The 13,573-nt window shown below is 60.8% G+C and carries 15 protein-coding genes; 6 read left to right on the forward strand and 9 right to left on the reverse strand.

Translation table 11 applies throughout. The features are described from left to right. Window positions 1-6: 6 nt before the first annotated feature. The 5 genes from flgB to M0654_RS09160 are packed head-to-tail and all read right to left on the reverse strand — an operon-like array spanning window position 7 to window position 3,954. On the reverse strand, window positions 7-396 hold the full coding sequence (gene flgB, locus M0654_RS09140; protein ID WP_248682823.1) for a flagellar basal body rod protein FlgB: 390 nt from the start codon (window positions 394-396) through the stop codon (window positions 7-9). 52 nt (window positions 397-448) lie between these two features. Next, window positions 449-1,018, reverse strand: a complete 570-nt coding sequence (locus tag M0654_RS09145; RefSeq protein WP_248682824.1) for a flagellar protein — start codon at window positions 1,016-1,018, stop codon at window positions 449-451. Window positions 1,019-1,022: 4 nt separating this feature from the next. Continuing rightward, complete coding sequence (gene fliI / locus M0654_RS09150; RefSeq protein ID WP_248682825.1) at window positions 1,023-2,420, reverse strand: flagellar protein export ATPase FliI; 1,398 nt, start codon at window positions 2,418-2,420, stop codon at window positions 1,023-1,025. Window positions 2,421-2,441: 21 nt separating this feature from the next. Beyond that, window positions 2,442-3,176: a flagellar basal-body rod protein FlgF gene (flgF, locus tag M0654_RS09155; RefSeq protein WP_118848690.1), complete on the reverse strand. Its 735-nt coding sequence runs from the start codon at window positions 3,174-3,176 to the stop codon at window positions 2,442-2,444. Between the two features lies 1 nt (window position 3,177). After that, entirely contained in the window at window positions 3,178-3,954 is a 777-nt protein-coding gene (locus M0654_RS09160; protein WP_248682826.1) for a DUF1217 domain-containing protein, read from the reverse strand. A gap of 205 nt (window positions 3,955-4,159) precedes the next feature. Here M0654_RS09160 and motA point away from each other — a divergent pair, with 205 nt between their 5' ends. The 6 genes from motA (at window position 4,160) to M0654_RS09190 (ending at window position 9,449) form a co-directional block, all read left to right on the forward strand. After that, window positions 4,160-5,029 (forward strand): flagellar motor stator protein MotA, encoded by an 870-nt coding sequence (gene motA, locus M0654_RS09165; RefSeq protein ID WP_118848688.1) that lies wholly within the window; start codon window positions 4,160-4,162, stop codon window positions 5,027-5,029. Then, a complete protein-coding gene (locus M0654_RS09170; protein ID WP_248682827.1) occupies window positions 5,026-5,982 on the forward strand; it encodes a FliM/FliN family flagellar motor switch protein in 957 nt (318 codons plus the stop codon). The genes motA and M0654_RS09170 overlap by 4 nt, the downstream gene beginning before the upstream one ends. Before the next feature lie 72 nt (window positions 5,983-6,054). Then, the gene (fliN, locus tag M0654_RS09175; protein ID WP_248682828.1) at window positions 6,055-6,636 is read left to right on the forward strand and encodes a flagellar motor switch protein FliN; all 582 of its coding nucleotides are present in this window, start codon (window positions 6,055-6,057) and stop codon (window positions 6,634-6,636) included. 31 nt (window positions 6,637-6,667) lie between these two features. After that, window positions 6,668-7,705, forward strand: coding sequence for a flagellar motor switch protein FliG (gene fliG, locus M0654_RS09180; RefSeq protein WP_118848685.1), 1,038 nt, complete (start codon window positions 6,668-6,670; stop codon window positions 7,703-7,705). A gap of 227 nt (window positions 7,706-7,932) precedes the next feature. Beyond that, window positions 7,933-9,012 carry a flagellar biosynthesis protein FlhB gene (flhB, locus tag M0654_RS09185; protein WP_248682829.1) on the forward strand — a complete coding sequence of 360 codons (1,080 nt, stop codon included), beginning with the start codon at window positions 7,933-7,935 and terminating at the stop codon, window positions 9,010-9,012. A gap of 5 nt (window positions 9,013-9,017) precedes the next feature. Next, on the forward strand, window positions 9,018-9,449 hold the full coding sequence (locus M0654_RS09190; protein ID WP_248682830.1) for a hypothetical protein: 432 nt from the start codon (window positions 9,018-9,020) through the stop codon (window positions 9,447-9,449). Window positions 9,450-9,477: 28 nt separating this feature from the next. Here M0654_RS09190 and visR read toward each other — a convergent pair whose 3' ends face one another. The 4 genes from visR to cheT all read right to left on the reverse strand — a co-directional run bounded on the left by visR (window position 9,478) and on the right by cheT (window position 13,569). Continuing rightward, a complete protein-coding gene (visR, locus tag M0654_RS09195) occupies window positions 9,478-10,224 on the reverse strand; it encodes a transcriptional regulator VisR (protein WP_248682831.1) in 747 nt (248 codons plus the stop codon). 15 nt (window positions 10,225-10,239) lie between these two features. Further along, window positions 10,240-10,932 (reverse strand): transcriptional regulator VisN, encoded by a 693-nt coding sequence (visN, locus tag M0654_RS09200; RefSeq protein WP_245450370.1) that lies wholly within the window; start codon window positions 10,930-10,932, stop codon window positions 10,240-10,242. 424 nt (window positions 10,933-11,356) lie between these two features. Beyond that, window positions 11,357-13,030, reverse strand: a complete 1,674-nt coding sequence (fliF, locus tag M0654_RS09205) for a flagellar basal-body MS-ring/collar protein FliF (RefSeq protein ID WP_118848680.1) — start codon at window positions 13,028-13,030, stop codon at window positions 11,357-11,359. Between the two features lie 149 nt (window positions 13,031-13,179). Beyond that, complete coding sequence (cheT, locus tag M0654_RS09210; RefSeq protein ID WP_118848679.1) at window positions 13,180-13,569, reverse strand: chemotaxis protein CheT; 390 nt, start codon at window positions 13,567-13,569, stop codon at window positions 13,180-13,182. Between the last annotated feature and the right edge of the window lie 4 nt (window positions 13,570-13,573).

Consider the following 13,573-nt stretch of genomic DNA (forward strand, 5'->3'; position numbering starts at 1 on the left):
TGCTTCTTACCTTCTGACTGTCAGCAGCATCATGCTGTGAAACGACTTCACGAGACCTGCACCTAATTCGTATTGACGCTTGATTTCGCCCGTCTTGGTCATCTCTGCGGTGAGCGAGACGGTGTTGCCCGATTCCTGTACGCCGATTTCCTGGTTGAGCTTCGACTCCTTGATGTCGATTTCGTCGCTCATCGAGTTTGCGGCGATGTGGCCCGGATGCGTGCGCGCCATCGCCATGTTCTGGGTCTTGTCCAGAACCGCGTCGAAGGGCGTTACATCCTTGGCCTTGAATTTCGGGGTGTTGGCATTGGCGATGTTGCCCGCCACGACCTCCTGACGAACCGATAGCCACTGAGCTTGACGACCGGCCAGAGCAAAGAGTTCAATCGAGGACATATGCTTTCTCCATCATTTGACTGGAGAGTAGCCTCGTAACCTTGCGTCGGACTTACGGGCTTGCAGCGCCGTTTTCGGTGTAAAGCTGGCCCGTCGAAGTAATGATCACCCAGCGACCGTCGCGTTGCTCGAGCGTTGCGAGCTTGCTGTTGTCAGGCAGGATCGAGCCCACCTGAACCATATACATGCCGGAGCCGTCTTCGATGAGCGCACGGCCGTTTGCGACGTGCAGGAGGCGGAATTCGCTCTTGCCGGGAAACGGTTGTTCTTCCCGGAAGGCACCGTTGTCGCGTGCCTTGCCGAGCGCCGAGGTCGTCGCCGTGGTGAGCTCGTCCATCGGATCGGGCGCGGTCGGACGATCGTCCTTGGTGCTGTCGGTCATGGCAAGCGGCGAAACGCTGACCACCGGGCGGCCATTGCCGGGCGGCAGGTCGCGGGTGCGGTCCATGGCTTCCGGACGGATACCGAACTTGTCTTCGTTGAGGAAGACATACCAGGGAAAGAACGCCGCAGCTGCGGCCAGCGCCACGCCGGTTGCCGCAAGCAGCGTGTCGCTGAGGCGCGAGGTGCTCGCTTCGGGCTTGTGAGCTGCAATCTTGTCTTCGGACTGTTCCACGCTCATGTTCCTATCTTCTCGCTGCACCCGGCTGCATGCCGCCCTGCCCTGCCGCAGCGCGGAGGGCATTGGCGAGATCTCCATAGGCATCTGCTGAAGGGCGCTCGCCCGGCGTCTGCTTCAGGACCTCGTAGATGATCGGTACCTGCTTGATCGCCATGTCGAGATCCGGATCGCTGCCCGGGCGGTAACCACCGATGAGGCGCAGGTCGCGCGTTTCCTCGTAGCGGTGGACGAGCGCCTTCAGCCGCGACACCAGCTTTTCCTGGTCGTCGGTCCAGGCCTTGCGGGCGAGACGCGAAATCGAGGCGAGCGGGTTGATCGGCGGATAACGCCCTTCTTCCGCCAGCGAACGATCGAGCACCAGGTGCCCGTCCAGAATGCCGCGAACGGAGTCGGCGATCGGATCGTTGTGGTTGTCGCCGTCGACGAGGATCGAGATGATCGCGGTGATCGTCCCGGCACCCTCGACGCCCGGCCCTGCCCGCTCCAGGAGCCGCGGCAGTTCCGTGAAGACCGAGGCCGGATAACCCCGCGCGATCGGCGGCTCGCCGGATGCGACGGCCACTTCGCGGATGGCGTGGGCAAAACGCGTCACGCTGTCGGCGATGAACAGGACGTTCTGGCCCTGGTCACGGAAATGTTCTGCGATCGAGATCGCGACCAGCGGCGCCATCTTGCGCAGCATCGGGCTTTCATCGCTGGTGGCAACCACGGCGATCGACTTCGCCATGTCTTCCCCAAGCGTATCCTCGATGAATTCGCGCACTTCGCGGCCACGTTCGCCGACAAGCGCGATCACCACCTTGTCGAAGGCGTCAGCGCGCGCCAGCATCGACAGGAGCGTCGACTTGCCGACGCCCGAACCTGCGAAAATGCCAAGACGCTGACCGAGGCAAAGCGGCGAGAAGATATCGATGGCACGAACGCCGGTCTTGAACCCGGTCTCGACGCGGCTGCGGGTCATGGACGGCGGCGCAGTCGCCGCAATCGGGCGCGGATGAAGCCCACGACCAATCGCTCCCTTGCCGTCGATCGGCTCGCCGAGCGAATTGATGACGCGGCCACACCAGCTTTCATCCGGGGCGACCCGGAACGCACCCTTGCGGATCACGGTGTCGCCGATGCCGATCGGTTCGCCCGGTTCGATCGGGCAAACATAGACCACGTCCTGCTCGACGCGCACGACCTCGCCGAGGTGAATGCCCGAGGCGCTCCGATGCGCCACGAATTCACCAAGCCGTACATGCTTGGAAAGGCCGGCCACGGTATAGTGACCGGCTGCGATCGCCCGGACATGGCCGCCATAGGCCACCGAGACGGCGGGATCGGCATAATGCTTCGCAAGTGTCGCGAGCTGTGCCAGCTTTCCGCCGTTGACCGCATTGAGGATAGCCGCTTCCATCATGGTGGGCTCACGTCCTTACGCCTAGTTGGAACCGCCAAGGGTCCGGATGGCTTCGTTGAGCGCGGACTCGCTGTCGCGCATCAGAGCCGAGATGCTCTCGAAGGCGCGATTGACCTGGATAAGCTGCGTCATCTCGCTGATGCCATTGACGTTCGACTGCTCGACATAACCCTGGGCGATCGAGTTCTCGATGCCTTCCACAACCGGCTGCGGGTTATCGACGGGGATGACCCCTTCGTTCTCGTAGCGGATGAAGCCCTTGGTGATGTCGGCCGTGAAGAGGCCAAGCGTCGCGACCGGCTGGCCGTTCTGCAGGATGATGCCGTCAGCGCCGATGGTCGGCGGGCCGGCGTCGCGGTTGAGCTGGATCGGCGCACCGCCGGCATCCATCACGGCATAACCGCGAATAGAGCGCAGCTGGCCGTTCTCGTCGATCGTGAAGCGGCCGTCGCGAGTGAGAACCTGGCCAACCGGCGTGTCGATCGCGAAGAACGCCTCGCCCTTGATGGCGAAGTCGAGCGGGTTGCCGGTCTGCTGCAGCTGCCCGGTGCGGGTTGAAAGATAGTCGTTGCCCTGGGTGACGAAGGCGACCTTTGCGTTGAGGTCGTTACGCGTCTTGCTCAGCACCTCGTCGAATTTCACTTCCGTGGCACGGAAGCCAACGGTGTTCATGTTCGCCATGTTGTCGGCGATGGTGTTCAGGCGACGCTCGAGCGCAATCTGGGATGACACGCCGACATAAAGTCCGGATTGCATATCATTTGCCTCCGAGTTTCAGTTTGTTGATGGAAATGAGAAGGTCCGTCGAAATGCCGTTCGACGGAGCGTTGAAGGCAGCCAGCGGATCGTAGTTGTCCGATGGATTGTTCATTTCCCACATCGCTGCAAAGCGCTCGAGGAACTTGGCGACCTTCTTCGGATCCTGGAAATCGGGGATGTTGACGACTTCCTCGATGTATTTTGCCTGGCGGTCGATGTCGGCGCCGGCGATCTCGCTCGGCATGCCGAGTGCGGTACGCACGACTTCGGCAAGCGCATCGTCGGCGAGGATTTCCATGCCGGACTTGATGGTGGGAGCGGTGCGCTCGAAATAAAGCGCCAGGCGCACGCCCATGTTTTCGGCGCCGGCTTCTTCTTCGAGCGTCTGGCGCTGGAACTTCTCGACGACCGCCTTCTGGGCCTTGTCGAAGCTCGTCGCGGCCGCGCCGAAAGCAGCAAAGTTCAGCGACTCGACCAGCGACTTGTAACGCGGATCGGAAAGCTTTTTGGCGAAGTCGGCATCGTCATCGACGCCTTCCGTCAGCACCTTGCGGACGAAGGCCTTGGCATAAGCCATGTCTTCAAGACCGTGTGCCTTCAGCGCATAGTTATAAATGCGCGTGTCGGCCATGAAGTCGTCGATGGTCTTGATCGAGCCGATCTTCGACAGATAGTACTCGGTCTCGCGCGCTACATCCGGTTTCTCGGCGACCCGCGCCAGCGACTTCGGAAGGTCGCGGCTGATCATCGTGTAACTTGTATAGGTCGTGATCACTTCTAGCTCACCCAAGGTCCGCGGAAGCGGCGGACAGCGCCCGGCAACCGGCAATCCGGTCCCCAATCGTCGCGGAAGCTATGTGTGAAGACTTGTGCGAGGCTGGCCCTTTACCGATGCCGCCAATGAGGTCCGACAATCAGCCTCACGCAAGCCAGAGCCCGTATTTCCCGAAACAACGAACACGATCGGGCACAGGTACGCGATGAATATTGTTATTGGATTTGTCATCACCGTTGGCTGTATTCTCGGCGGCTTCATGGCGATGGGCGGTCATCTGGACGTCCTGTTCCAGCCCTACGAGCTGGTGATCATCGGCGGTGCGGGTCTCGGCGGCTTCATCATGGCCAACCCGATGAAGGTGGTGAAGGATTCCGGCAAGGCACTGGGCGAAGCCTTCAAGTATGCGGTGCCGAAGGAACGCCATTACCTGGACGTTCTCGGCGTCCTGTATTCGCTGATGCGCGACCTTCGCACCAAGTCCCGCAACGAGATCGAAGCGCATATCGACAACCCGGATGAATCCTCGATCTTCCAGACGGCCCCGACCGTTCTGAAGAACAAGGAACTCACGGCGTTCATCTGCGACTATGTCCGCCTCATCATCATCGGCAACGCCCGCTCCCACGAGATCGAGGCGCTGATGGACGAAGAGCTCGACACGATGTTTGCCGACAAGATGAAGCCGTACCACGCGATCACCGCGATGGGCGACAGCTTCCCGGCCATCGGTATCGTCGCGGCCGTTCTCGGCGTCATCAAGGCCATGGGCAAGATCAACGAGTCGCCTGAGGTTCTCGGCGCTCTCATCGGCGCCGCGCTCGTCGGCACCATGCTCGGCATCATCCTGTCCTATTCGGTCTGCAACCCGCTGACCTCGCAGATCAAGATCGTGCGCACCAAGCAGCACCGCCTGTTCATCATCGTCAAGCAGACCCTGCTCGCCTACATGAACGGCTCTGTACCGCAGGTCGCGCTCGAATACGGACGCAAGACGATTTCCAACAAGGAACGACCCTCGATCGACTCGGTCGAGCAGGAAATGATGAATCCTGGTGGTGAAAAGGCAGCATGATCATGATGAATCAGGCAATTCAAACGGGCGCACCCGGAATGGACCTCGCGCTTCTCGCAAAGCTCACCGGTGGCCTGGGTGACAAGCGTACGGTGGAGCGGATCAGCGGCGACTTCGCCCAGCTCTATTCCGAATTCCTGCCGGACGTCTTCCACAGCGAGACCGGCATCCGTATCGAATGCGCCTATGCCGGCTGCACCTCCGGCCTGATGGAAGACCTGGTGGCCGACCTCGGCGACAACTTCGTGCTGACGGACGGCGCCCTGCGCAACTGGTCGCCCAACTTCGTGCTTGCCTGCGGCAGCAGCTTCATCATTGCGCTGATGGAACTGATGCTCGGCGCCGCACCTGGCAACATCTCCCAACCGGAAGATCGCCCGCTGTCCGCTATCGAGCTCGACCTTGCTGTCATGGTCTTCGACCGGATCGCCAGCGTGCTTCGCTCCGGCGTCAATGCGCCGGGCGGTTTCGAAGCAAGCCTGGAGCGTCCCTACAATGCCGAAGATCGTCCGAAGGCCGATGATCTGGCACGGCCGGAATTCGGCGTGGCAATCCGCATGACGCTCGGCTTCGGCTCGATCAAATCCAATTTCGCACTGGTGATCCCGCAGCGCGCCTTCCTCAAGACGAAGGTTGAAGCGCCAAAGGCGAAGAACCAGCCGGCAAAGACCCAACAGGAATGGACGGATCGCGTGCAGGACCAGGTAAAGCGCTCGCAAGTCACACTGGAAGCCCGCATCCGGCTCCAGAACCTGACGCTTGGCACCATTTCGCGGCTCGCCGCGGGCGACGTCATCGCCTTCCAGGACCGGGGCGACGTCAAGGTGCAGGTCAGCGCCAACGGCCGTGACATGTATTCCTGCGAGTTCGGCCGCGCCGGCGAGCAGTACATGGTCCGCGTCAAGGACAACATCAGCACGGATGACGAAATCCTGCAGCACCTGATCGGCTAAGGCAGCTTCCGGCTGCTCTCGGATCGGCGTCGAGGGCAGGCTGACGCAAGTTTCAACAGGAATAATGACCGCATGGCTACGAAGAAGACACCTCTCACCGAAGACGACTCGCTGATGCCGCTCGGCAATGAGAACGAGCTGGATCAGGCAATCGACGATCTGCGCGGCGTGTTGAAAGCTGACGCCACCGGCGATGCCCCGGCCTTCGATGCCGATTTCAACGCAGCTCCGGCCGGCGACTTCTCCGCCGACGCGGGCTCCTTCGGTGGCGGCTTCGAGGCTCCGGCCGAAAACTTCGACGCTTCGCCAAGCCTCGGCGGCAGCGATTTTGGCGCAGGCAGCAGCTTCAACAGCGCGCCGGCCACCGCACCTTCCTACCAGCCCCCGGGCAGCGCGCTGAACGCCAATCTCGACCTGATCATGGATATCCCGATCGATGTCGAGATCGTCCTGGGCACCAGCCGCATGCAGGTTTCCGGCCTGATGAGCCTGGAAGAAGGCGCAACGATTTCCCTCGACAAGAAGATCGGTGAACCTGTCGAGATCATGGTGAACGGCCGCCGCATCGGCAAGGGCGAGATCACCGTACTGGAAAATGACGACACGCGTTTTGGCGTGAGACTGACGGAAGTGCTGAGCACGAGAAGAACCTGATCCCGGTGTATGGGACAGGAGAAGGAAGACCATGATGGACTTTGAGGATTTCGGTGGCGGCGCGCTTTCAACGAAGCCGCTGTCGCAGGCCGAAAAAGCGGCGGCTGTGCTCCTTGCCATGGGCAAGGGGGTCGCTGGCAAGCTTCTCAAGTATTTTACCCAGAGTGAACTGCAAAACATCATCGCCTGCGCTCAGGGGCTCAGATCAATCCCGCCGGACGAGCTGCTCGAGCTCGTGAATGAATTCGAGGATCTGTTCACCGAAGGAACGGGTCTCATGGACAATGCCGCGGCCATCGAGGACATTCTCGAAGCCGGCCTGACGCCGGAAGAGGTCGACGGGTTGCTTGGTCGCCGCACCGGGTTCGAGAGCTACGAAGCCAGCATCTGGGATCGTCTCGGCGAAGCCGACCCGGTCTTCGTTGGCCAGTTCCTGTCGCGCGAACATCCCCAGACGGTCGCCTATATCCTCTCGCAGATGCCGTCGAGCTTTGGCGCCAAGGTTCTCCTGCAGCTTCCCGACAACCGCCGCGCCGACATCATGAACCGCGCCGTCAACATGAAGGAAGTGAGCCCGAAGGCCGCCGAGATCATCGAGAAGCGCGTGATGGAACTGGTGGCAGCGGTCGACGCGGAACGCGCATCGAACGGCTCCGCGAAGGTTGCCGAACTGATGAACGAGCTGGAAAAGAGCCAGGTCGATACCTTGCTCACCTCGCTCGAGACGATCAGCAAGGAAGCCGTCAACAAGGTTCGCCCGAAGATCTTCCTGTTCGAAGACCTCCTCTACATGCCGCAGCGCAGCCGCGTGCTGCTGCTCAACGACGTGGCGGCCGACGTGCTTACCATGTCGCTGCGTGGCGCGAGCGAAGAGATCAAGGAATGTGTGCTCTCGGCGATCAGCCCTCGCCAGCGCCGCATGATCGAAAGCGACCTTGCCGTCCAGCCGGCAAGCCTCAACCCGCGCGAAGTGGCCATGGCTCGCCGCGCGGTTGCCCAGGAAGCCATCCGGCTTGCAACCTCCGGCCAGATCATCCTCAAGGAAGAGAAGCCGGCCGAAGCGGCCTGATCAAAAAAGTTAATGCACGAGGAAGAGAACGGAGCGGGCTTTGTCCCGCTCCGTTTTCGTTTCGGCCGGCGCCTGTGCACGCCGCTTCCGCCCCCGAAGGCCCGAAACCCACAGTCTTTTTGTTGACTCGATTCGCGGCTACGGGCGGTTTCGCTATCATGGGGGTGTAACGGCGGCCGATTCGTTGTGCCACGTCCTCCAACACGAAGGTCGATTGGTGCCCGCACGTGGCTGACGACGATAAAGACAGTAAAACAGAAAACCCTACCGCCAAAAAGCTGGCCGACGCGGCGGAGAAGGGTAACGTTCCGCTATCGCGAGAGGCGACGCTTTTTGCCTCGATCCTCGCCTTCTATGTCTTCCTCGTCTTCTTCATGCCGTCCGGCATGGCGAAAATGGCCGAGACGCTGAAGGACCTGTTCGAGCAGCCGGACCAGTGGCGGCTTGAAAACGCAACCGACGTGGTTTCCTTGAGCGTCCACCTCGGCTGGGCGATTTCCGCCTTTCTGCTGCCGCCGATGGCGATCTTCATCATCTTCGGCCTCGGATCCGCCTTCGCGCAGAACATGCCGTCCATGGTGCTCGAACGCGTGCGGCCGCAGGCATCGCGCCTGTCGCCCATGAAGGGCTTCAAGCGCATCTACAGCCTTCCCGGCTTCATCGAATTCTGCAAGTCGATCTTCAAGATCCTGGTCGTGTCGCTGATCATGTATTTCGCCCTTCGCAGCGAATATTTCGCGGCGATCGAGGCCATGCTGTCCGATCCACAGGTGATCTTCGTCAAGCTCGACGGCATCGTTCGCAAGATGGTAGTCGTGGTGATTCTGGCCGCCGGCCTGCTGGCCGTGGCCGACGTCATGTGGACGCGATACCACTGGTACCAGCAGCTGAAGATGACCAAGCAGGAGGTCAAGGACGAATACAAGCAGTCCCAGGGTGACCCGGTCGTCAAGTCGCGCCAGAAGTCGGTCGCCCGCGATCGCGCCCGCCGCCGCATGATCAACAACGTGCCGCGCGCCACGCTCGTCATCGCAAACCCGACGCACTATGCGGTGGCGCTGCGTTATGTGCGCGAGGAAAACGACGCTCCGGTGGTTGTTGCCAAGGGTCAGGACCTCATCGCGCTCAAGATCCGCGAGATTGCAGAAAGCAACGGAATACCCGTTTTTGAAGATCCGCCACTCGCCCGCTCCATGTTTGCGCAAGTCTCGGTGGATAGTGTCATCCCACCTGCCTTCTACAAGGCGGTGGCAGAACTCGTGCATCGGGTCTACGCAGCCCGATCGCGCCAGAAACGGACACGCTGAGCGTCATGATGAAAAGCGCCTTTTCCGCGGAACGTGAAGAAATCGTCGCCAAGGCCCTCAGCCCGGTGGCAACAGAATTGCGCCTGCTCGACGCAGGCGATCTTATCTCGCTCTTACGTCTGGAATGCTACAGCAGCCTTGCCGATCTCGTTTCGTCGGCAGCCGAACTGTATTTCCACCCCGGCACGGTAAGCTTCGGCGCCGGCGGCGAATACAAGCTGGAATGGGGCGGCAAGCCGGAGGTCGCGCTCGACCTCGAGATCAAGCCACGCGGCGTTTCCGTTTATGCCCGCCTGACGCTTGCCGACCAGATTGCCGGCGTCGAGATCGACCATATCGCCTTCCATGAGCCGTCCGACGATCCGGATGAGAACACGGCGTTCCTGGCGCAGACGCTGCAGGACGCCAAGTTCGTCAAGATGAGCGCAACGCAGTAACAACTGCCGTCGCCCCACCCTACTATCATCAGTGGATGTAACCGAGCCGGATCGCCTTGGCGATCGCCTGGATGCGGTTGACCGAGTCCAGTTTGATCGTTGCTGATCCGAGATATGCGTTGACGGTGTGGACCGACAGGCCGAGCTTTTCGGCAATTTCTTCGCTGATGCGGCCGTCGCCCGCAAGCTGCAGGCAGGCGATCTCGCGCTCGCTGAGCGTCTCGGCCGGCACGCTGCGTCGCTCGTCGAGCGCCAGCAGGTCCATCATCACCTGGCAGCTGCGCACATGCTGGTCGATGATGACATCGCTGCTCAGATCCAGCGTGGTTGCTAGGAACGTCACATAGCCGTTGCCGAGCGCGCCGAGGCGCACCGGGAAGGCAACGCCGGAGAACGGCACCGCATCAGCGCCAAGGCGGCGCGTGAGCGGCGAAAACTCGCCGGCTTCCGCAAAGGCGGTGTTCTCGGAGCCATTCCAGATCAGGGGAAGAAGCGACAGCTCAATGTGGTCGAGCATGACTTCGCCAAAGGCGTTGATCAGTTGCTGCCCGGATTCCAGCGTTCCTGTCGCCCAGTTGTCCAGTTCGCAGACCAGCTTGCGCTTGTTGGGCAGCCCTGCCCCGGCGATCCGAAAGACGGCGAAGTTGCGCGCCTTGAGGCTCTTCTGCATCGCGATCAGCTTGGGAAAGATGTCTGACCGGCTCGAAGCGCGCTGGAGACGCAGATACTGGATACTCCCAGGTCCCTCTGCCGTACCGCTCCGCGAATAACTCATTAAAAGTCTAAGCCCCTATACCAGATTGTTCCGGACTGCGTAGGCAATCGCTTCCGAGCGTGTCTTGGTGGCAGTCTTGCGCATCACGCTCGTGATGTAGTTGTTGATGGTGTTGCGCGAGATGCCGAGGATGACCGCGATCTCGTCGCTGGTCTTGCCTTCGGCGATCCAGAAGAGACATTCCAGTTCGCGCTCGGTCAGTTCGAAGTCACGTTCGGTGCGGTTGTCGGTCTCGTCGCCGAAGCTCGTGCCATAGGCGGCAAGCAGCCCCACTTCCTTCAGGCGCTCCTGGGAGAGGATGATGCCCTCGAGGAACAGCAGCATCAGCGAGAAGCGGGCGCGGCCGACGCAGAAGGTCAGCGAACAGTATTGGCGGCTGATGTCGTCAGGAAGCGTCACATCGTCCGGCAGCAGCGAGAAGCTTGGGGTCAGCAGCGAGAGACATTTTTCAAGTTCGGTGGAGCGAGCGTAACCGCTGGCGAGCTCGGAGCCCAAGCGGCGGACAAGATCGAAGGGCCAATTGGAGGTGACGATGAAGTCGAGGCCCTGTTCCTGGATCAGGTCGTACCGCGCCAGGAGAAAATGAGAGGCGCCTACATAGTCAGCCAGTAGGCGCATGACCGCCTGCACGTTGTTTGAACCTGCGACTGCCGCCAAACGCCGAACCAAATGCTCTCTCGAGAGAACCCGGGAACCAGGCGCTTCCATGCGAATGCGCCCGACTGCCGCTTTGTCTACCCCCGACAACTCCATCCGTCTTCCGCTCCTTGCTGTGTCGTGCGGTATCTGAGTGCACGCTCACAGCCGTTTCGATCGACGCACAACTATCCCAAATGCCGAACGATCCAATTGCGAACATAAAGCGGCTACAATTGATACAACCGTTTCGTGTTACCGCTGATGATCGTTCGACAGACCCTACTCTCGCGGACCCTCGGATTTACCATGCGAATCATAGTCATTTTAGAAAAGGCTACCGCAAATACCATTGGTCTTACGGACTAAATGCCCAGTGTTGCCAATCAGCAGCCGAATCGCGAATCACTGAAATAAGCCAAGTATGTGGCAGTGCAACAAAAAAGTAGGGCCGGCAGCTGCCGACCCTGTCTGATCATATTTCCGTGAAGTCTTATCAGGCCGCTTTTTCCAGTGCCCATTTACGGAGGATCTTGGCGGCGCGCTCTTCGGAAATCTCCACCATGCGGGCCAGGCGCTTCTCGGGACCTTCCTTGACACGGCGGTTGAAGCCATCGTCGTCGGCGCCTCCGAGCATGTCGCCCGCGCTGTCGAAGCCGAAGTCGGAACCGAAGCCATCCATGAGAGCAGGCGCACCGGTTGCAGGCGAGAAGTCCGGCAGTTCCAGTCCGCCGCCATCGGCCAGCGCATCGCTGTTGGCTGCGGTGCCGCTGACGCTGCGGACCAGGGGACGTACACCGAGCCAGACGACCAGGAAGGCGACCACAACGAAGGCAAGCGAGTTGATGATGCCGCCGATATTCCGGTTGAGGACTTCCATCAGGCCAGGGCCGCTCGAAGCGTCTTCCAGGAGCTGGCTTTCGACAAAGTCCATGGCCGTCAAGGTAACCACGTCGCCGCGCTCGGAATTGATGCCTGCAGCCGAGGTTACGATCTTCTGCATTTCTGCAAGATAGGCATCGATCTTCGCCTGGTCAGCCGGCTCGCCGACCATCTGGGCGAGACGTCCCTTGTTGACGACAACGGCGACGGAGACCTTTTCGATCTGGTAGCTGTTGCGGGTCGTCGCGACCGTCTTCTGGTTGATCTCGTAGTTGGTCTGCTCTTCCTTCTTGTCGGACTGATCAGACTGCTGCGGACCCGTGGCGCCACCCGGTGTCGGAGCGGCCTGCGGCACGTTCTGCTCGACGGTGGTGGCGTTGTCGTTGTTGGTCTGCTGCGACTTCTGCGCTTCCTTCAGGGTGCGCACCGAACGCTCGACACGGGAGTTCGGATCGAAGACCGTTTCCTGGATCTGCTGGCTGTCGGTGTTCAAGGCAGCCGTGACGCTCGACCGGAAGTTATCCATGCCGAGGAAGGGTGCGAGCGCCTTGTCGATATTGCTTTCGATTTCCTGCTGGACCGACTGGACGATGGAGAGCGAGCGGCTCGCCTGGCTGCCGCCGTATTCGTCGCCTGCCGCGAGAAGCTGGCCGGTGGAATCGAGAATGGTAACGTCATCGACCTCAAGGCCCGGAACGGCCGAGGCGACGAGGTGTCGAATGGACGAAGCGGCCTTGCGCCCGGCCTGGGCGTTGGCGCGGATCATGACGGAGGCGGTGGGCTTCTGCTCGCCGCGGCGGAAGTTGCCGACGTCGGGCATGACGATGTGAACGCGGGCAGCGGAGACGCCCTGGATCTGCGAGATCGACCGACCGATTTCACCCTCAAGGGCGCGAACGCGGGTGACTTCCTGCATGAAGGAGGTGAGGCCGAGCGATCCGACGTTGTCGAAGAGTTCGTAACCGGCATTGGCGCTGTTCGGCAGGCCGCGTTCTGCAAGAAGCAGTCGCGCCTTGCCGGTGGTGCCGACCGGGACCTGGATGCTTGAACCGTCCGAGCCAACTTCGAAGGCCATGTTGGCTTCCGCCAGCGCAACGCTGACCTGGTTGAGATCGGATGACTCGAGATTGACGTAAAGCGTCTCGTATGCCGGCTTGTTGACGAAAATCGCCGCTGCCAAAACAATCGCTATCGAAACGACGCCGACGGCGCCCAATGCAATAAGTTTCGTCTGGCCTAGACCGGCCAGATTTTTAGTTACTTGTGAAAATTGAGCCAACAGATTCATTCTGTTCCCACATCGTCAATCGAGGTATCAGAGCCCTACGCCCACCGGCACCTCTAGGAAACGAAGCTTGTGCGAGCGTTTCGATAGAAATGCGGGGGTGACGAATGTGGATGTTGGCGTCAGGCGCGGCGGGCGCGCCATCCAGAAAATCAGAAGAAGTCGAAGTCGCCGGCGGCCTTGCCGAGCGGCTGGGAATGGCCGTGGCGGTGCCCGCTTGCGAGCGCCTTTTGCATGTCTGCGAGCTTCACGAGGCTGAGCGCCGTCGACACATCCACCACCCAGTTATCCGGGATTGCACCGGTAATGGTGTCAATGAATTCGGCGATGCCGCGGGTCTTCTGGACCGCAAGGTCGATGCCCTGGAGCACCTTGATGGCGTCCGTCGAACCAAGAAGCGCGTCGCCGCCGATTTCCAGGAGTTGGGGCTCAATGCGCTCGATGAGATAAGCGACGTCATGAAGCTCCGACACCAGCCGCATCAGGATCTCGGGGAGCGGCTCCTCGAGAGAGGCGATTGGCGGCATTACGATGTCGTTCATTACC

The organism is Neorhizobium turbinariae (genome assembly GCF_023223505.1).
GTDB classification, from domain to species: Bacteria; Pseudomonadota; Alphaproteobacteria; order Rhizobiales; family Rhizobiaceae; genus Neorhizobium; species Neorhizobium turbinariae.